The sequence below is a fragment of the Salipiger sp. ABN3_019 genome (genome assembly GCF_056158605.1).
Map to the genome: position 1 here is coordinate 2,160,503 of NZ_JBSWTP010000009.1, position 17,619 is coordinate 2,178,121.

General features: G+C 66.8%; 19 protein-coding genes. 14 read left to right on the forward strand and 5 right to left on the reverse strand.

Annotated elements, in window-relative coordinates; all coding sequences use genetic code 11:
• Positions 1-100: 100 nt before the first annotated feature.
• Positions 101-706 (reverse strand): pyridoxamine 5'-phosphate oxidase, encoded by a 606-nt coding sequence (pdxH, locus tag ACXAD2_RS18605; protein ID WP_475172825.1) that lies wholly within the window; start codon positions 704-706, stop codon positions 101-103.
• Between the two features lie 129 nt (positions 707-835).
• Here pdxH and fabI point away from each other — a divergent pair, with 129 nt between their 5' ends.
• Together fabI and gpt are read left to right on the forward strand one after the other, a co-directional pair.
• On the forward strand, positions 836-1,642 hold the full coding sequence (gene fabI, locus ACXAD2_RS18610) for an enoyl-ACP reductase FabI (RefSeq protein ID WP_224904179.1): 807 nt from the start codon (positions 836-838) through the stop codon (positions 1,640-1,642).
• A gap of 51 nt (positions 1,643-1,693) precedes the next feature.
• A complete protein-coding gene (gpt, locus tag ACXAD2_RS18615) occupies positions 1,694-2,203 on the forward strand; it encodes a xanthine phosphoribosyltransferase (protein WP_066106495.1) in 510 nt (169 codons plus the stop codon).
• Between the two features lie 76 nt (positions 2,204-2,279).
• On the opposite strand, the gene ACXAD2_RS18620 is transcribed toward gpt, so the two are convergent.
• Positions 2,280-3,161 (reverse strand): NAD(P)H-binding protein, encoded by an 882-nt coding sequence (locus tag ACXAD2_RS18620; RefSeq protein WP_475172828.1) that lies wholly within the window; start codon positions 3,159-3,161, stop codon positions 2,280-2,282.
• 117 nt (positions 3,162-3,278) lie between these two features.
• On the opposite strand from ACXAD2_RS18620, the gene ACXAD2_RS18625 reads away from it, so the two are divergent.
• The 6 genes from ACXAD2_RS18625 to ACXAD2_RS18650 all read left to right on the forward strand — a co-directional run bounded on the left by ACXAD2_RS18625 (position 3,279) and on the right by ACXAD2_RS18650 (position 9,526).
• Positions 3,279-3,707 carry a winged helix-turn-helix transcriptional regulator gene (locus tag ACXAD2_RS18625; RefSeq protein WP_475172830.1) on the forward strand — a complete coding sequence of 143 codons (429 nt, stop codon included), beginning with the start codon at positions 3,279-3,281 and terminating at the stop codon, positions 3,705-3,707.
• Positions 3,708-3,770: 63 nt separating this feature from the next.
• Positions 3,771-4,997 (forward strand): aminotransferase, encoded by a 1,227-nt coding sequence (locus ACXAD2_RS18630; protein ID WP_475172834.1) that lies wholly within the window; start codon positions 3,771-3,773, stop codon positions 4,995-4,997.
• Between the two features lie 37 nt (positions 4,998-5,034).
• Positions 5,035-6,882 carry a peptidyl-prolyl cis-trans isomerase gene (locus tag ACXAD2_RS18635; protein WP_475172837.1) on the forward strand — a complete coding sequence of 616 codons (1,848 nt, stop codon included), beginning with the start codon at positions 5,035-5,037 and terminating at the stop codon, positions 6,880-6,882.
• Positions 6,883-6,886: 4 nt separating this feature from the next.
• A complete protein-coding gene (trpE, locus tag ACXAD2_RS18640) occupies positions 6,887-8,401 on the forward strand; it encodes an anthranilate synthase component I (RefSeq protein ID WP_066100068.1) in 1,515 nt (504 codons plus the stop codon).
• Positions 8,394-8,876, forward strand: coding sequence for an N-acetyltransferase family protein (locus ACXAD2_RS18645; RefSeq protein WP_475172841.1), 483 nt, complete (start codon positions 8,394-8,396; stop codon positions 8,874-8,876). The genes trpE and ACXAD2_RS18645 overlap by 8 nt, the downstream gene beginning before the upstream one ends.
• Positions 8,877-8,935: 59 nt before the next feature.
• Positions 8,936-9,526: a DsbA family protein gene (locus ACXAD2_RS18650; protein WP_475172844.1), complete on the forward strand. Its 591-nt coding sequence runs from the start codon at positions 8,936-8,938 to the stop codon at positions 9,524-9,526.
• Positions 9,527-9,578: 52 nt separating this feature from the next.
• On the opposite strand, the gene ACXAD2_RS18655 is transcribed toward ACXAD2_RS18650, so the two are convergent.
• Positions 9,579-10,079 (reverse strand): superoxide dismutase family protein, encoded by a 501-nt coding sequence (locus ACXAD2_RS18655; protein ID WP_475172847.1) that lies wholly within the window; start codon positions 10,077-10,079, stop codon positions 9,579-9,581.
• A 192-nt stretch (positions 10,080-10,271) separates the two neighbouring features.
• Between ACXAD2_RS18655 and ACXAD2_RS18660 the strand changes: the two genes are divergently transcribed.
• The 3 genes from ACXAD2_RS18660 (at position 10,272) to ACXAD2_RS18670 (ending at position 12,794) form a co-directional block, all read left to right on the forward strand.
• Positions 10,272-11,345 carry a site-2 protease family protein gene (locus ACXAD2_RS18660; protein WP_475172850.1) on the forward strand — a complete coding sequence of 358 codons (1,074 nt, stop codon included), beginning with the start codon at positions 10,272-10,274 and terminating at the stop codon, positions 11,343-11,345.
• Between the two features lie 118 nt (positions 11,346-11,463).
• Positions 11,464-12,474 (forward strand): betaine--homocysteine S-methyltransferase, encoded by a 1,011-nt coding sequence (bmt, locus tag ACXAD2_RS18665; protein ID WP_164179517.1) that lies wholly within the window; start codon positions 11,464-11,466, stop codon positions 12,472-12,474.
• 89 nt (positions 12,475-12,563) lie between these two features.
• Positions 12,564-12,794: an N-(5'-phosphoribosyl)anthranilate isomerase gene (locus ACXAD2_RS18670; protein ID WP_066100086.1), complete on the forward strand. Its 231-nt coding sequence runs from the start codon at positions 12,564-12,566 to the stop codon at positions 12,792-12,794.
• Positions 12,795-12,843: 49 nt separating this feature from the next.
• Here ACXAD2_RS18670 and ACXAD2_RS18675 read toward each other — a convergent pair whose 3' ends face one another.
• Positions 12,844-13,920 (reverse strand): PA0069 family radical SAM protein, encoded by a 1,077-nt coding sequence (locus ACXAD2_RS18675; protein WP_475174960.1) that lies wholly within the window; start codon positions 13,918-13,920, stop codon positions 12,844-12,846.
• Positions 13,921-14,069: 149 nt separating this feature from the next.
• On the opposite strand from ACXAD2_RS18675, the gene ACXAD2_RS18680 reads away from it, so the two are divergent.
• From ACXAD2_RS18680 to ACXAD2_RS18690, 3 genes are all read left to right on the forward strand, one after another.
• Positions 14,070-14,768 carry a corrinoid protein gene (locus ACXAD2_RS18680; protein ID WP_066100089.1) on the forward strand — a complete coding sequence of 233 codons (699 nt, stop codon included), beginning with the start codon at positions 14,070-14,072 and terminating at the stop codon, positions 14,766-14,768.
• Between the two features lie 138 nt (positions 14,769-14,906).
• Positions 14,907-15,080, forward strand: a complete 174-nt coding sequence (locus ACXAD2_RS18685) for a hypothetical protein (RefSeq protein WP_193789500.1) — start codon at positions 14,907-14,909, stop codon at positions 15,078-15,080.
• Positions 15,064-15,792, forward strand: a complete 729-nt coding sequence (locus ACXAD2_RS18690) for a DUF1638 domain-containing protein (protein ID WP_475172856.1) — start codon at positions 15,064-15,066, stop codon at positions 15,790-15,792. Before ACXAD2_RS18685 ends, ACXAD2_RS18690 begins: the two co-directional genes overlap by 17 nt.
• A gap of 51 nt (positions 15,793-15,843) precedes the next feature.
• On the opposite strand, the gene ACXAD2_RS18695 is transcribed toward ACXAD2_RS18690, so the two are convergent.
• Positions 15,844-17,505: a divergent polysaccharide deacetylase family protein gene (locus tag ACXAD2_RS18695; RefSeq protein ID WP_475172859.1), complete on the reverse strand. Its 1,662-nt coding sequence runs from the start codon at positions 17,503-17,505 to the stop codon at positions 15,844-15,846.
• Positions 17,506-17,619: the final 114 nt, after the last annotated feature.

Here is a 17,619-nt window from a genome sequence, read left to right on the forward strand (position 1 = left end):
CTTGCGTATCCCCACCACTGTCTTGCGCCAGTGTGGCTCTCAATTGCAAGTCATTGAAACCTGTATTCTCTACGAAATTGCATTTCGCGTAACATGAAATTCAAGGATTTAATCTGGTCACTGTCCACTCATCCGAAACACTTGTGCGCCTCCAGACGAACCTGTCATGCAACCGGAACGCCCCATCGGCCCAAAATTCAACTTCAACGGGAGTGATGCGAAATCCCCCCCAAAATTCAGGCCGCGGCGGGTTCGGCCCCTTGGTCGCCGTAATCTTGGCAACTTCCGCCATGAGTGCCGCTCGTGACGCAAGAGGCCGGGACTGTTTGGAAGCCCAGGCCCCGAGACGCGATTTGAGCGAACGAGACGCGTAATATGCATCCGCTTGCGGGCCATCCTCCCTCTCGACAAATCCACGAACACGGATCTGACGCCGCAACGATTTCCAATGTAACACAAAAGCTGCCTTACCGCTGCCTAAAATTTCCTTAGATTTGGCACTTTCGTAGTTGGTGTAGAAAACAAAGGCACTCGCCTCGATTTCCTTGAGCAGCACCATGCGCACATTCGGCAAGCCATCCTCGTCGACCGTCGACAGGGCGATGGCGTTGGGATCGTTCAGCTCGGTCGCTTCGGCCTCTTTCAGCCAGTTGCGTGCGATCTCGAAAGGATCGTCCCCTGCAAAGATGCCGGTCCGGTCGCTCATCTGTCTGTCTCCCTGTGCTGCCCGCTCTGCGCCGCCCGCTTTCTGACGTGGCGTCGCTCAAACCCTTGATGCCCCCCGGCCAATCGCCTAAAGGACACAAACAAAATCAATGCCGGGTAGAGGTGAGGGATGTCAAATACTCTGATGGCCGGAAAACGCGGCCTGATCATGGGTCTCGCCAATGACAAGTCGATTGCCTGGGGCATCGCGAAGAAACTGCGCGAGGCGGGGGCAGAGCTTGCCTTCTCCTACCAAGGGGACGCACTGAAAAAGCGGGTCGATCCGCTGGCCGAGCAGCTTGGCTCGAACATCGTGCTGCCTTGCGACGTGTCCGACGAGGCGTCGATCGACGCGCTCTTCGACAGCCTCAAGGAGCGCTGGGACAAGATCGACTTCGTGGTGCACGCGATCGGCTTTTCCGACAAGAACGAACTGCGTGGCCGCTACGTCGACACCAGCCGCGACAACTTCAAGCTGACCATGGATATCTCGGTCTACAGCTTCACCGCGGTGATGCAGCGCGCCGAGAAGATGATGACCGATGGCGGCTCCGCGCTGACGCTCACCTATTACGGTGCCGAGCGGATCATGCCCCATTACAACGTGATGGGCGTGGCCAAAGCCGCCCTCGAAGCCTCCGTGCGTTACCTCGCCGAAGACCTCGGCAAGGATGGCATCCGGGTCAACGCAATCTCCGCAGGTCCGATCAAGACGCTGGCCGCCTCGGGCATCGGCGATTTCCGCTACATCATGAAGTGGAACGAATATAACTCGCCCCTGCGCCGTAACGTGACCATTGACGACGTCGGCGGATCGGCGCTTTACCTGCTGTCTGATCTGGGCGCGGGCGTGACAGGCGAGACGCACCACGTGGACGCGGGCTATCATGTCGTGGGCATGAAGGCCGTCGACGCGCCCGACATCTCCAAGGGCTGAGCCCTTCACACCGACGACAGATATCCGCCAGGGAGTGCTCCCATGCCCGAGATGACCGACCGCCTGCCCCATGAAAAGGGCTTTCACGTAAGCTGGGACCAGCTGCACCGCGACAGCCGCGCGCTGGCGTGGCGTCTGCAGAGCCACGCGCCCGAAGGGGGCGGCGAATGGCGCGCCGTGGTGGCAATCACCCGCGGCGGCATGGCCCCCGCGATGATCATCGCGCGCGAGCTCAACATCCGCATGGTCGATACGATCTCGGTCAAGAGCTACAACCACCAAGAGCAGTCCGAGCCGAAGGTCATCAAGTTCCCCGACATGGAGGTGATGGGCGACGGCGACGGCGTGCTCATCATCGACGATCTGGTCGACACCGGCCGCACGCTGGAAGTGGTGCGCAAGCATCTGCCCAAGGCGCATGTGGCCACCGTCTACGCCAAGCCGATGGGCCGCCCGCAGGTTGACAGCTACATCACCGAGGTGAGCCAGGACACGTGGATCTTCTTCCCGTGGGACATGGCGCTGCAATACGTCAAACCCTTCCACGGCACCGCGGACTGATCTTCGGGTCTTCTACAATGCAAAGGGGCGCTGCCATCGCGGCAGCGCCCCTTTTCGTTTGTGCCCTTAGCGCCGGTTATGCGTCCAGTTTGACGCCCGCTTTCAGCGTCTCGCGCCACGGCGTGGTCGGACGACCGATCAGCTGCGAGAGTGTCTTGTCGTCGCTGTAGAGCCCGCCCTGAGCCGCGCCATTGTCGCTGTCGGCCAGCATATGCGCCACCGGACCGGGCAGGCCCGCACCTTCAAGCGCCGCGGCATAATCGGCCTCGCTCATGTTCACATAGGGGATCTCTTTGCCCGCGATCTCCGACAGCGCTGCGGCGAATTCGGTCAGCGTGTAGCTGTCGTCACCTGCCAGCTCATAGACGGTGCCGCGCGCCGGGGTTTCGCCGGTCAGCACCGCCACGGCCGCTGCCGCGAAATCTGCCCGTGCCGCCGAGGCGATGCGCCCGTCGCCCGCCGCGCCGATCAGCGCGCCATGCTCAAGCGCGGCACCGGCGCCCATCACGTAGTTCTCGCTGTACCAGCCATTGCGCAGCAGCGCGTAGCGCAGACCCGAGGCGGCCAGCGCCTCTTCGGTCGCCACATGTTCGCCCGGCAGAACGGTCAGCGGCGAGTTCGTGGCGTTCAGGATCGAGGTATAGGCGATGAAGCCAACCCCCGCCTTCTCCGCCGCGGCGATCACATTGCCGTGCTGCTCCGCCCGCTTGCCGACCTCGCTGGAGGAGATCAGCAGCAGTTTGCCGACGCCCGCAAACGCCGCCTCCAGCGCCGCCGGATCGTCGTAGCTGGCGACCCGCACCGCAAGGCCCTGCGCCTCCAGCGCGGCGGCGGCTTCGGCGCGCCGCACCAGCGCGCCAATGCGCGCCTCCGGGGCCGCTGCGCGCAGGTGCTCCAGCACCAGCGCCCCAAGCTGCCCGGTGGCACCGGTGATCAGGTAATCAAGCTTCTCCGACATGGTCTTTCCTTTCTGTGCGCCCTGCCCGGTCCGATGCGATCTGGCGCAGGGTTCTGATTCGAGCTATGGTCTCTTTTCTAGACCTACTCGCCTGATCCCGGAAGGAGGCACATTCGCATGACAAGGTTACACGCAGGGAACCCCGATGCGGTGCGCGCCATGCTCGACAGTATGGCCGCATGGACCGGCGCGCCCGAGGATGAGGCGCAATGCCCGGTGCGGGATGTGCTCGACCGGATGGCGCAAAAGTGGACGCTGCTGATCCTTGTCGCGCTCGAACCCGCGCCAAAGCGTTTTTCCCAGTTGCAACGGCAGGTTGGAGACATTTCCAAACGTATGCTCACACAGACCCTGCGGCAGTTGGAGCGCGATGGCATGGTGTCGCGGCAGGTCTTTCCGACCAAGCCGCCATCGGTCGAATACGCGCTGACCGAGCTTGGCCGCTCGTCGCTTGCGCCGATTGGCGCGCTGCTGGTCTGGGCCGACAGCCACCATGGCGAGATCACCGCCGCCCGCGCCAGTTTCGACGCCGGGGAAGCCGCCTGAGACCTCTTCCCCCGGCTGCATGGCGCTGATAGCGTCCGCGCAGTTTTGAGGGAGAGACCAGACATGACCAAGCTCAGCCGCACCCAGACCACCTTCGCCCCGCCGGTGATGGAGGCGCGCCGCTGGCTCGACGGGGTCACTTTCCCGCCCGACCGTCCGCTGATCAACGTCAGTCAGGCCGCGCCGATCGACCCACCGCCCGCACCGCTGGTGGCGGCGATGGCCGAGGCGCTGCAGGACCCGGCAACCCACCTTTACGGGCCGGTTCTGGGTCTGCCCGAATTGCGCACGGAACTGGCGGCGCATTGGTCTGCCCACTATGGCGCAGAGGTTCGCCCAGAAAATGTCGCAATCACGGCAGGTTGCAACCAAGCCTTCGCAGCCAGCATTAGCGCGATCTGCGGTGAAGGAGACGAGGTTCTTCTACCAACTCCTTGGTATTTCAACCATAAAATGTGGCTGGACATGGACGGCGTCACCACCGTGCCGCTGCCGACCGACGAACAGCTCATCCCGCAGACCGAAACCGCCTCCTCTCTCATCACCGAAAGAACGCGCGCTATCGTTCTGGTTTCACCGAATAATCCGGGTGGCGCGGAATATCCTGCAGAGACCTTGCGCGCCTTCATGAAGCTGGCCAAGGCGCATGACCTCAAGCTGATCGTCGACGAAACCTACAAGGATTTCGACAGCCGCAGCGGCGCGCCGCATGATCTGCTGACCGCCCCCGAGGACCGCGCGCATCTGATCCAGCTCTACAGTTTCTCCAAGGCTTACCGTCTGACCGGGCACCGCGTCGGCGCGGTGATCGCCGCTGAAGACCTGCTGCCAGAGATCGAGAAATTTCTCGACACTGTAACCATTTGCACGCCGCAGCTCGGGCAGCGCGCGGCGCTCTGGGGGCTGCGGAACCTTGGCCAATGGGTGGCCGGAGAGCGCAGTGAGATCCTCGACCGCCGCGCCGCCATCGCCGACAACATGCCCAAGCTCGAAGCCAAGGGCTGGAAGCTGCTCGGGCTTGGGGCCTATTTCGCCTATTTCGAGCATCCTTTCGAAGGCAGCTCGGCCGATCTGGCGCCGAAGCTGGTGCGCGAGGCCAGCGTGCTGACCCTGCCCGGCACGATGTTCATGCCCGCCTCGGACCCGCGCGGCGCGCGGCAGTTCCGCTTTGCCTTCGCCAATGTGAACCGGGAAGAAATCGGCACGCTCTTCGACCGGCTTGCCGCGCTCGACTGGCCGCAGGCCAACAAGGCCGAGAGGCCCCTTGCGAGCAAGGGCTTGGCCCAGTAAACCCCGACGCCAGAAACAGGACGAGCGAGAGGCAGCGATGGCACGCGGCAAGAGCAGTATCAGCAAGACCCTTGTGTGGGGTCTCCTGATCCTCGTGGTGATGGGCTTCGGCGCCTTCGGCACGGTCAACTTCAGCGGCGGCGTAAGCGGCATCGGCTCGGTGGGCGACACTGATATCTCGACCACCGATTACACCCGCGCGCTGCAGAACGAGATGCGCGCGTTCGAGGCGCAGACCGGCCAGCCGATGACGCTGGATCAGGCGCAGCAGTTCGGCCTCGACCGGCAGGTGCTGGCGCAGGTGGTGACCGGCGCCGCGCTTGACGACGAGGCACAGCGCATCGGGCTTTCGGTCGGCGACGATCAAGTGGCCGAGGCGCTGAGCGAGATGCCTGCCTTCCAAGGCCCGGACGGTGCGTTCAGCCGCGAAAGCTATTCCTACGCGCTGCGCAACGCCGGTCTGACCGAGGCCGAGTTCGAAACCGATCTGCGCCATGAGAGCGCCCGCAACCTGATCAACGCCGCGATCTACTCGGGCACCGCGCTGCCCGACACTTATGTCGACACGCTGCTTGGCTGGGCGGGCGAGACGCGCTCGTTCACTTGGGCGCGCATCGGCCGCGACGCGCTGGAGACCGGCCTGCCGGTGCCCTCCGATGACGAGCTGCAGGCATGGTACGACGATCACATCGATCAGTTCACCATGCCCGAGACCAAGGTCATCACCTACGCTTGGATCACGCCCGACATGATCGTCGACAGCGTCGAGCTGGACGACGCAGCGCTGCAGGCCGCCTATGACGAGCGCAGCGAAGAGTTCAACCTGCCCGAGCGTCGCCTGATCGAACGTCTGGTCTTTGGGGATGACGCCGAAGCGCAAGCGGCGATGGAGCGTATCACCTCGGGCGAGATCGACTTCGAAGGTCTGGTCGAAGAGCGCGGGCTGGAGCTGAGCGACACCGACATGGGCGATCTGACCGAGGACGCGCTTGGCGAGGCCGGTGCCGAAGTCTTCGCCGCCGGAAGCGGCGATGTCGTCGGCCCGCTGCCGTCGAACCTCGGCCCGGCGCTTTACCGGGTGAACGGTATCCTGCAGGCACAGGAAACGCCCTTCGAGGAAGCTGTGCCGCAGCTGCGCGACGAGCTGGCGCTGGACCGTGCCCGCCGCGTGATCGAGGGCATGGCGCAAAGCCTCGACGACGAGCTTGCAGGCGGCGCGACGCTCGAAGAGCTTGCCGGTGACACCGATATGGAGCTTGGCCAGATCGAGTGGAACCAGCAGAGCGATCAGGGCATCGCGGGCTATGACGTGTTCCGCGAAGCCGCGCAGCAGGTCACCGAAGACGACTACCCGGCGATTGCCGAACTGGGCGATGGTGGCGTCTATGCCATGCGCCTTGACGAGATCCGCCCGCCCGCGCCGCGTCCCTTCGAGGAAGTGCGCGCCGAGGTTGCCGAAGGCTGGGACAAGGACAAGACCACCGAGATGCTGGTCGCGCAGGCCGAAGACCTCGCGCAGCAGATCAAGGATGGTGCCAGCTTCGAGGATCTGGGCCTCGAGCCGACCCGCGAAGAGCGGCTGACCCGCGACGCGCAGATCCCCGAGATGCCCGCCGCGCTGCTGCCCGCCGCCTTCGAGATGACCGAAGGCGAGACCCGAGCCCTGCCCGGCGACGGTGCCGCGCTGGTCATGCAGCTGGACGGGATCGCGCCGGTCGACCGCGACACGGATGCCTCCAAGCAGCTTGAAGGGCTGCTGCGTGACCGGGCCGCAAACAGCGTGGCGCAGGACCTCTTCCGCGCCTATGTCACCGACATTCAGGAGCGTGCCGGGGTCTCGATCGACCAGCAGGCGGTGAATGCCGTTCACACCAACTTCCGGTAAGCCAATGGTCACTCTCACGCCTTCCTACGAAGAGTTCGCCCGCGCCTATGAAGCGGGCGAAAACCAAGTCGTCTACACGCGGCTCGCCGCCGACCTCGACACGCCGGTGTCGCTGATGCTCAAGCTGACGGGGGCGGCCAAGGACGCCTTCATGCTGGAGTCGGTGACCGGCGGCGAGGTGCGCGGGCGCTACTCGATCATCGGCATGAAGCCCGACCTCGTGTGGAAATGCCACGGCCAGCAGGCGCGGCTCAACCGTCAGGCGCGCTTTGATCCCGAGGCCTTCGAGGAAGAAACCCTCGATCCGCTCGCCTCGCTGCGCGCGCTGATCGCCGAAAGCAAGATCGACCTGCCCGAGGATCTGCCGCAGGCCGCGGCGGGTCTTTTCGGCTACCTCGGCTACGACATGATCCGTCTGGTCGAGCGCCTGCCCAACGTGAACCCCGATCCGCTCGGCCTGCCCGATGCGGTGATGCTGCGCCCCTCGGTGGTGGCGGTGCTCGACGGGGTGAAGGGCGAGGTCACGGTCGTGGCCCCCGCTTGGGTGCAGTCCGGCCAGTCGGCGCGCGCCGCCTATGCGCAGGCCGCCGAACGGGTGATGGACGCGGTGCGCGATCTGGAACGCGCGCTACCGCAGGCGGGCCGCGAGCTGGGCGAGGCGCGTGAGGTCGGTGAGCCGGTCTCGAACTTCACCCGCGAGAGCTATAAGGCCGCAGTCGAGAAGGCCAAGGATTACATCCGCGCAGGCGACATCTTTCAGGTGGTTCCGGCGCAGCGCTGGACGCAGGATTTCCCGCTGCCGCCCTTCTCGCTCTACCGCAGCCTGCGGCGCACCAACCCGTCGCCCTTCATGTTCTATTTCAACTTCGGCGGTTTTCAGGTGGTCGGAGCGAGCCCCGAGATCCTCGTCCGGGTCTTTGGCCGCGAAGTCACCATCCGCCCGATCGCCGGCACCCGCCCGCGCGGCGCGACCCCCGAGGAAGATCGCGCGCTCGAGGCCGATCTGCTGGCGGACAAGAAGGAACTGGCCGAGCACCTCATGCTGCTCGATCTGGGGCGCAACGACACCGGCAAGGTCTCGAAAATCGGCACCGTGCGCCCGACCGAGCAGTTCACCATCGAGCGCTACAGCCATGTGATGCACATCGTGTCGAACGTCGTGGGCGAGCTCGCCGAGGATCAGGACGCGCTGTCGGCCTTCTTTGCCGGGATGCCCGCAGGCACCGTCTCGGGCGCGCCCAAGGTGCGCGCGATGGAGATCATCGACGAGCTGGAGCCCGAGAAGCGCGGGGTCTATGCGGGCGGTGTGGGCTACTTCAGCGCGGGCGGCGACATGGACATGTGCATTGCCCTGCGCACCGCCATCGTGAAGGACGAAAAGCTCTACATTCAGGCGGGCGGCGGCGTGGTCTACGACAGCGACCCCGAGGCCGAGTATATGGAGACCGTCCACAAGTCGAATGCCATCCGCCGCGCGGCCGCCGACGCGGCCCGTTTCACCGGCTCTGGCAATGGCTGACGCGGCGCAGGTCACGATCCGCCGGGCCACCCCGGCGGATGTGCCGGGGCTCTCGGCAATGCTGAAAGCTCTCGTGGCCGCTGGAAAGCGCACCCGCCCGGCGGACGAGGCTTTCGTGATGGCGAGCTATGTGGCGAATCCTGACGGGATCAGCTGCTTTGTCGCCCTGTCCGAAGACGGCGAGGTGCTTGGCTTGCAGGCGCTGTCGCGCGCCACGGCAGGCAATCCCTATGGCACCCCCGAAGGTTGGGGCATCATCGGCACCCATGTCTCTCCCGCCGCCGCCCGGCGCGGCGTTGGATCGGGGCTCTTCCGCGCGACGCGCGAAGCGGCGCAGGCCGCGGGGCTTCCGGCCATCGAGGCCTATATCCAAACCGCCAATGCCGAGGGTCGGGGCTATTACGCGGCCATGGGCTTTCGCAGCTGGCGCAGCCCGGATGGCGTGGATTGCAAACGCTTTGACCTGAGCACCTGAAGCCGCCCCGAGATTTCCGCGCGGTTTTCTGCTAATCTCCCGCGTAAGGGGGAGTGCGCATGACACCGATCGATTTCTGGTTCTCCATCGGCAGCACCTACAGCTACCTGACCGTCATGCGCCTGCCTCAGCTGGCGGATGCCAAAGGGATTGAGGTCCGCTGGCATCCGTTCAACGTCCGCCACGTGATGGTTGCGCAGAACAATATCCCCTTCAAGGGCAAGCCGGAAAAGACCGCCTACATGTGGCGCGACATCGCGCGGCGGGCCGAGGGGTACGGGCTGTCGCCGAAGCTTCCGGCGCCCTATCCACTGGCGGGGCTGGTGCTGGCCAATGAGGTGGCCGAGCTTGGCATGCGCGAGGGCTGGGGCATCGACTACACGCGCGCCACCTATCGGCGCTGGTTCGAACAGGGCGAGCCCGCGGGCGAGGCACCGAACCTGCTCGAGAGCCTGCGCGAGATCGGTCAGGACCCCGAGCGGGTGATGGAGCGCGCTGGCTCCGAAGAGATCGTGCAGGCGCTCGCCAGCGCCACCGCCGATGCCATGACGCTGGGGGTCTTCGGCTCACCGAGCTTTCTGGTGGGACACGAGCTTTTCTGGGGCGATGACCGGCTCGAGGACGCCATCGCATGGGCTATGAGCCACTGACACGGCGCGCGGGCTAACCGCCGCGCACCGCGTCAGATCAATGGAGCCTGGGTCAGTCCGCTTCGAACACACCGCAGGCCAGACGGCTGCCCGCATCACCCGAGGGCTGGCTTTCGTAATCATCCGGCCCCGCGTGCACGATGAAGGCCGAGCCATCGTCGTCCATCATCAGGCTTTCCACATCGAAATCGGGCAGGAAGGCCTCGACCGTCACCGCGCCATCGGCGGGAACATGCGCGTTCGGCAGATCGCCCGGATGCGGCCCGCCTTCGACCATCACGCCATGTTCGGCATCGCCCGCGAGGTGGCCGCCCGCCGAGGTGAAATCGCTGGCCGAGCAGTCGCCCGTCTCGTGGATGTGGATGCCATGCGCGCCTTCGGGAAGGCCCTGCAGCTCGACCGTGGCATGCGCCATGCCCGAGGGGGTGTCGGCGACGGTCACGGTGCCAATGGCGCTACCGTCGGTGCCCGACAGCTGCGCGGTGGCGGTGGCGGCGGCAACCGGCGCGGCGGCGAGAGTGACAAGCGCGGTGGCTAGGGCAAATCGTTTCATGAAAATCTCCTCTGTGCGGCGCGTTGCGCGCCTGCCTCAGAGAGCCAACGCGTGGCGCCAAGCGCGGTTGCAGCATCGCGGCAAAAAACCGCGCGTGGCTGCGCCCTCTTCCGAAACAGGCGGAAATGATTAACTCTTCTGGGGAAGGCAGCGGCCACGGGTGCCGCCCGCCCAGCGAGAGAGGCTCTGCCCATGTCCTGGTCATTTCCCATCGGTCGCCTGTTCGGCTCGGAGCTGCGGGTGCATGCGACCTTCTTTCTGCTGCTGCTCTGGATCGGCGCGGCGGCGTGGTCGGTGGGCGGCGCGGCGGCGGCGGTGCAGAACATCCTCTTCATCCTCGCCCTCTTTGCCTGCGTCGTGGCGCATGAGTTCGGCCACGCGCTCACCGCTCGGCGCTTCGGCATCAAGACGCCCGACATCACGCTGCTGCCGATCGGCGGGCTGGCGCGGCTCGAGCGGATGCCCGAAAACCCGGTGCAAGAGATCCTCGTCGCGCTGGCCGGGCCCATGGTGAACGTGGTGATCTGGCTGGTGCTGGTACTGCTTGGCGCCTCTTCCGGCTTCGGCGGGCTGGAAGGGCTTGGCACTGGCACAGGTGCCTTCCTCGGCCAGCTTGCGGCGATAAACCTCGCGCTGGCGCTGTTCAACATGATCCCCGCCTTTCCGATGGACGGCGGCCGCGTGCTGCGCGCCGTGCTGGCGCTGCGCATCGGACGGGTGAAGGCCACGCAGGCGGCGGCCACCACCGGGCAGATCCTCGCCTTTGGCCTTGCCTTCTGGGGGCTCAGCTCGGGTAATTTCATCCTGATCCTGATCGCCATCTTCGTGTTCTTCGCCGGACAGGCGGAAAGTCAGGACGTCGCGAACCGCGCGGTGGCGCATGATCTTCTGGCGCGCGACGCGATGATCACCAGCTTCGAGGCGCTGCGCCCCGAGGACACGCTGGCCATGGCCGGACAGACCCTGATCCGCACCACCCAGCACGAGTTTCCGGTGCTGGCCCCCGGCGGCGAGCTTGCGGGATTTCTGACCCGCGACGCGCTGTTTCGCGGCATGGCCGAGGATCACGCGGCGCGGCAGGTCTCGGAGCTGATGACCGAGGTGCCGCAACTGCCCCTCGCCGCGCCGCTGCAATCGGTGCTGGACGCGCTGGCGCAAGCGCCCGCCGTGGCGGTGATCGACGCGCAAAGCCGGGTGCTGGGCTATGTCACGCGCGAAAATGTGGGCGAGCTGATGGTGCTGCGCGGGCCGGGCATGACCGGCTGAGCGTTGCCGTCTCGCACAGGGAAAACCGGCTGATTGGCGCCGCCGCGACGGGAGGGATTGCGCCATCTGCCATGATGTGGAAAGCCCACGGCGGGGGAGAATTTCCAAGAGGCATACTATGACGAATGCGCTTTCCAAGCTGCTCGGCACGCGCGATTGGCTGCTTGCCGATGGCGCCACAGGCACCACGCTGTTCAACATGGGGCTTGCGCCCGGCGATGCGCCCGAACTGTGGAACGAGACGCAGCCGGGCAAGATCCGCGCCCTCTACCAAGGGGCGGTTGACGCGGGATCCGATATCTTTTTGACCAACTCATTTGGGGCCAATGCCGCGCGGCTGAAGCTGCATGACGCCGGGGGCCGTGCCCGTGCGCTGTCGCGCTGCGCCGCCGAACTGGGGCGCGAGGTGGCCGATGCCGCCGGGCGCCCGGTGGTGGTCGCCGGCTCGGTCGGCCCGACGGGCGAGATCATGGAGCCGGTCGGCACGCTCAGCCACGCGCTGGCGGTGGAGATTTTCGAAGAGACCGCTGCCGGGCTGAAGGAAGGCGGCGCCGATGTGCTCTGGCTCGAGACCATCTCGGCGCCCGAAGAGGTTCGCGCCGCCGCCGAGGCCTTTGCCCGGCAGGACATGCCGTGGTGCGGCACCATGAGCTTTGACACCGCCGGGCGCACGATGATGGGGGTCACCTCGGCCGAGTTCGGGCGACTGGTCGAGAGCCTGCCGAACCCGCCGCTGGCCTTTGGCGCCAATTGCGGCACCGGAGCCTCGGACCTTCTGCGCACGGTGCTGGGCTTTGCCGCCAGCGGCACCGAACGGCCGATCATCGCCAAGGGCAACGCCGGGATCCCGCGCTATGAGGACGGCCATATCCACTATGACGGCACGCCGGATCTGATGGCCGATTACGCGGTGATGGCGCGCGACGCCGGGGCGCGGATCATCGGCGGCTGCTGCGGCACGACGCCGGAGCACCTGCGCGCCATGCGCGCGGCGCTGGAAGAGCGCCCGCTGGGCCCGCGCCCGACGCTCGAGCAGATCGTCGCGGCACTGGGTCCGTTCAGTTCCGAGAGCGACGGGCTGAGCGGCTCTGCGCCCGAGCGCGCGCGGCGCGGGCGGCGCAGGGGCTGACCGGCGAGACGTGGCTCCGGCCGACACTTCTCGTCGAGCACATGGCGTTGAGCACGTGTCGTTAACCAAGTTGGCGGCAGGCTTCAGCGATGACCGACCTGCCGCTGCCGATTCGTCCCGAGGACTGGCTGCGCCAGATGTTCCTCAGCCGCGCCGCCGCGCAGGGCGGCGTTGTCCGGCGCAAAACGCGCGATATCGACCGGATCGTCGGGCGGGAGCGGTTTCTGGCAGAGCTCGACCGGCGCGGCTTTCGGGCGGTCGAGAATGCTGGTCAGACGGTGATCTTCTGCAATTGCGAGCCGGTGCGGGTGGTGCGCTAGGCAACGTCCTTCGAAGGACGTTGCAAATCTCTTCGAAGAGATTTGCCGCTCAGAACAGCGACAACTGATCACCGGCCCGGGGCGGCGCACGGAACAGATCGCAGCGCAGCGCGGGCTGCGCCGCGTCCAGCCCGAGCCGCCGCACCGCCTTGTCGAACCGCTGCGCGATCAGCTGCGCATAGGTCCCCTCGCCGCGCATCCGGCTGTGCCAGCGCGCCGAGTAGTCCTGCCCGCCGTGCATCTCGCGCAGCCGCGCCATCACCCGCGCCGCGCGCCCGGGGTAATGCTCTTCCAGCCATGCGCGCCAAAGCGGCGCGACCTCGCGGGGCAGGCGCAGCATGATCCAGCTGGCGGCGCTCGCCCCGGCCTCGGCCCCGGCGGCAAGGATACTTTCGAGCTCGGGATCGGTCAGCGCGGGCACCATCGGCGAGGCCATGACCCGCACCGGGATGCCCGCTGCACTCAGCCGGTGGATCGTCGCCAGCCGCCGCGCTGGCGCAGGCACCCGCGGTTCCATCCGGCGCGAAAGATCGGCGTCCAGCGTGGTGACCGAGATGCCCACCCGCACCAGCCCGCGCGACGCCATATCCGACAGGATGTCGATGTCGCGCTCGATCAGCGTGCCCTTGGTGACGATCGCCACCGGGTGATTGAACTCCGACAGTACCTCAAGGCAGGCCCGCATGATCCCCCGGTCGCGCTCGATCGGCTGGTAAGGGTCGGTGTTGGTGCCAATCGCCAGCGGCGCCACGTCGTATCCCTTTGCCCGCAGCTCGCGCGCCAGCACCTGCGGCGCCTCGGGCCGTGCCACCAACCGGGTCTCGAAATCCAGCCCCGGCGAGAGCCCGAGATAGGCGTGACTGGGCCGGGCAAAGCAGTAGATGCAGCCATGCTCGCAGCCGCGGTAGGGATTGATCGACCGGTCGAACGGCAGGTCGGGCGAGCGCACGCGGTTGATCATACTGCGCGGGCGCTCTTCCGAGACCTCGGTGCGCAGCGGCGGAAGCTCCTCGGGGATATCCCAGCCATCATGCGCATCGGCATAGGAATACCGCTCGAACCTGCCGCTGTCGCGCGAGCCCGCACCGCGCCCCCGGCGGCGCTCTTTTTCGACGATGCGGGACATCTCGCTCATGGCGCCACGCTAGAACATAAAGGGAACACGCGCAATCCCCCCGGCGCGCAGGTCGCCTCCGGGCCCGGCGGTGTCGCAATCGGCCATGAGCGGGCGCGCACCGGGGCGCAGGCTGGAAAGACGTTGCAAGGGAGGTGACCATGGCCGACGACGAGATCATTCTCTCCGAACTCGATGACGCCGAACTGGTCGAGCAGATGTTCGACGATCTCTACGACGGGATGAAGGAAGAGATCGAGGAAGGCGTGACCATTCTTCTGGATCGGGGCTGGGCGCCCTACCGGGTGCTCACCGAGGCGCTGGTCGGCGGCATGAAGATCGTCGGCGAGGATTTCCGTGATGGCATCCTCTTCGTGCCCGAGGTGCTGCTGGCCGCCAATGCGATGAAGGGCGGCATGTCGATCCTCAAGCCGCTGCTGGCCGAGACCGGCGCGCCGACCATCGGCAAGATGGTCATCGGCACGGTTAAGGGCGACATCCACGATATCGGCAAGAACCTTGTGGCGATGATGATGGAGGGCGCGGGGTTCGAGGTGGTCGATCTGGGGATCAACAACGCCGTCGAGGCCTATCTCGAGGCGATGGCCACCGAAAAGCCCGACATCCTCGGCATGTCCGCGCTGCTCACCACCACGATGCCCTATATGAAGGTGGTGATCGACACGATGGTCGCCGAGGGGCTGCGCGACGATTACATCGTGCTGGTTGGCGGCGCGCCGCTGAACGAGGAATTCGGCCGTGCCATCGGGGCCGACGCCTATTGCCGCGATGCCGCCGTCGCCGTGGAAACCGCCAAGGAACTGGTCGCCCGCCGCCACAACCGCGCCCCCGCGCAATGAGCCCAGCCGTTGCGGCCCGCCCCCGGCCCCAGCGCCTCTGCCCACCGGCCCGGCGCAGGAATGTGGCCGAATTTCGCTTTTGCCTTTGCTTTCACGGGGACAGGCCCCTATCTTTAGAGACAGGGAAAGGAGATGCCCATGCCGGTGACCACGCTTGTGACCCTTCTTATCGCGGTTCTCGCTTCTGCGGGGCTGACCGTGTGGGCCTTCGTCGCCTGGGGCGCCAGCAAGGTGATCCCGCTGCTTCTCGCCGTCGCGCTGCTGATCCGCTGGGGCATGTCCTCGGTGCCAGCAGATGACACCCGCGCCTGACCTCATTGGGCCCGACACTTCCGGTTCTGAGCCTTCCGAGGCTGACACTTCCGGTTCTGAGCCTTCTGGACCTGACTCACAGGTAGGGCCGCGCTGTGACGCGCCGCCGCCCGCGCCTTCCCAAATCCTGCTGATCGCCTGCGGCGCGCTGGCCCGCGAAATCCTCGACATCAAGGCGCAGGCCGCTGGCAGCTTGGACCATCTGGACCTGCGCTGCCTGCCCGCCGAGCTTCACAACACGCCGGACCGTATCCCCGAGGCCGTGCGCGCTGCCGTAGCGGCGCAGCGCCCGCAGTATGACGAGATCAAGCTGCTCTACGCCGATTGCGGCACCGGCGGGCGGCTGCAGGCGCTGTGCGACGAGCTTGGAATCGAGATCCTGCAAGGCCCCCATTGCTATGCGTTTTTCGACGGCGTCGCGCGGTTCGAGGCACGGGGCGAGATGCGCAGCTTCTTCCTCACCGATTTCCTCGTGCGCCAGTTCGACGCTTTCGTCTGGCGTCCGCTCGGGCTCGACCGGCACCCGGAGCTGCGCGAGATGTATTTCGGCCAATACACCACGCTGGTGCATCTTGCGCAGACCGACGACCCGGCGCTTGCGGCGCTCGCCGAGACACACGCCGCCCGCCTTGGCCTCGCCTTCGAGCGGCGGCTGACCGGCTATGGCGATCTGCAGCGCGACCTCAGCCGCTGGGCGCGCGCCGAGGGCTGACGCGCCCGACCCCAAGCCCGCCAGACGCTCAATGCCCGTCAGGCGGAAGGATCAGCCGTCGTTCTGCTGGCGCTTCAGCAAGGCCGAGACCGGCACCAGCGCCACGCTGTTGGCGCGGTCCTGCAGCCCCCACAAGAGCAGCGCCGAGACCGTGTCGGCGCGCAGACGGCCCAGCATCACCACGCCCTCTTCCTGACGCGCCTTGAAGGCGGCCTGATCGAGGAACCGGCGCATCACCCGCGGGTCCTGCCCCTTGCCGTCGAAGTCCCGGAACACGGTCAGCGCCGGAACGCCCTCGCGCCGGGCCAGCGCCTCGGCGGTGTTGAGCCCATTGGCCATCAGCAGCAGCCCATGGCCGGTATCGCGCAGGAACTGCGCCGCCTGCGTGCCGATCTCGCGGCTTTGATGCAGGCCCAGATCAGGCCCTTCGAGCACGCCGATGGCCTCGGGCACCGCGCCAAGCGCGCCTTCGAGCGCGACCTCGGTATCTGCGGGCGTGGCGTTCTCGGGCAGGTCCGACAGCGCCAGCACCTCGAACCCGCGCGCGCGATAGGCCGCCGCGGCCGCCGCAGCATCGGGATGGTCCGCCGAGATCGCAAAGCTCACCGGGAAGGGGAACGCCTCCACCGCCTCCGGCCCAAGCGGCCCGCTGCCGTCATCAATCAGAACAATCGACAGCGCGGGCTCGCCGGCGGGAAGATCCGTGGCCGCCGCATAACGATAGAGCGGGCTGTCCTGCGGCGCGGGGTCTGTGGTGTCAGGCGCTTCCTCGGCGTCCGAGACCACCGGCAGGCGGCTCTGCGGCACCGCGCCCTCGCGCCCCACCAGCGTGTCGGCGGGCGTGCCAATGGCGGGACGCTCCTCTTGCGGTGCGGGCTCTGGGGTTTCGCTGCGCTCCGGGGTCAGCACGGTGACGCGGGGCTTTTGCGGCTCTGCCTCGGGCAGCGGAGATTTGTCCATTTCGGGTGCTTCCGAAACAGCATCGGGGGCCGGTTCCGGCTCTGCCGCCAGCCCGCTGTCCTCTGCCGGTTGCGGCGGCTGGGCCGGGTCGGTGGAAACGGCGGGCTGCGCTTCGGCCAGCGGTGCCTCGGGCGGCAGCGTCGGAAGCCCCGGCTGCACCGGCGCGTCACCGCCCACGGCCAGCCGCGCGGCCTCGGAGGTGCCGGGGGCGTCGGGGGCCTGCGGCGCGGGAATGGGCTCGGGCCGCTGCGAGGGCTGGGTGTCGGGCGCGCTGCCCTCGACCAATCCCGGCGCGGCGAGCGACGGCCCGGCGCTGGCAGCCTCGACGCCGCGCTCTTCGCTGGGGCGGCGGGCGGGCGGCGTCACCGGCTGTGGCTCAGCCTCCTCAGCGGCACCCTCACTCTCCGGTGCGGCCTCTTCGGCGCTCGGCGTCGGAATTTCGGTCGATGTTTCGGATGCGGCAAGCTCCGCTTCGGCTGGGGCGTCATCCGCTGGCTCGGGTGTCTCTACCGGCGGCTCCCCAGACGGGCTCTGATCCGGCGCGCTGTCCGAAGGCGCCTCAGGGTCCTGCGGCGCGGGCATTTCGGCGCTATCCGAAACAGCCACATCGCCAGTTTCGGCCTCCTCGGCCTCCGCGACACTGGGCGGTGTCGGGCGATTGGCGGGCGGGCCCATCGCCACCGAAATCGCCGCCAAACCGACGCCAGAGACCACCAGCCCCCAGATCGCCCCTGCCAAGAAACCGCGTGCCATGTCCCTGCCCGTCCTTTTCTCTACCCCGGGCCCCGTTGCCGGACCCTTTGCCGCCATGCTACGGCGCCCGTGCCGCTCCCGAAGCACTTGTTCGGGACATGGCCTTGACGCTGC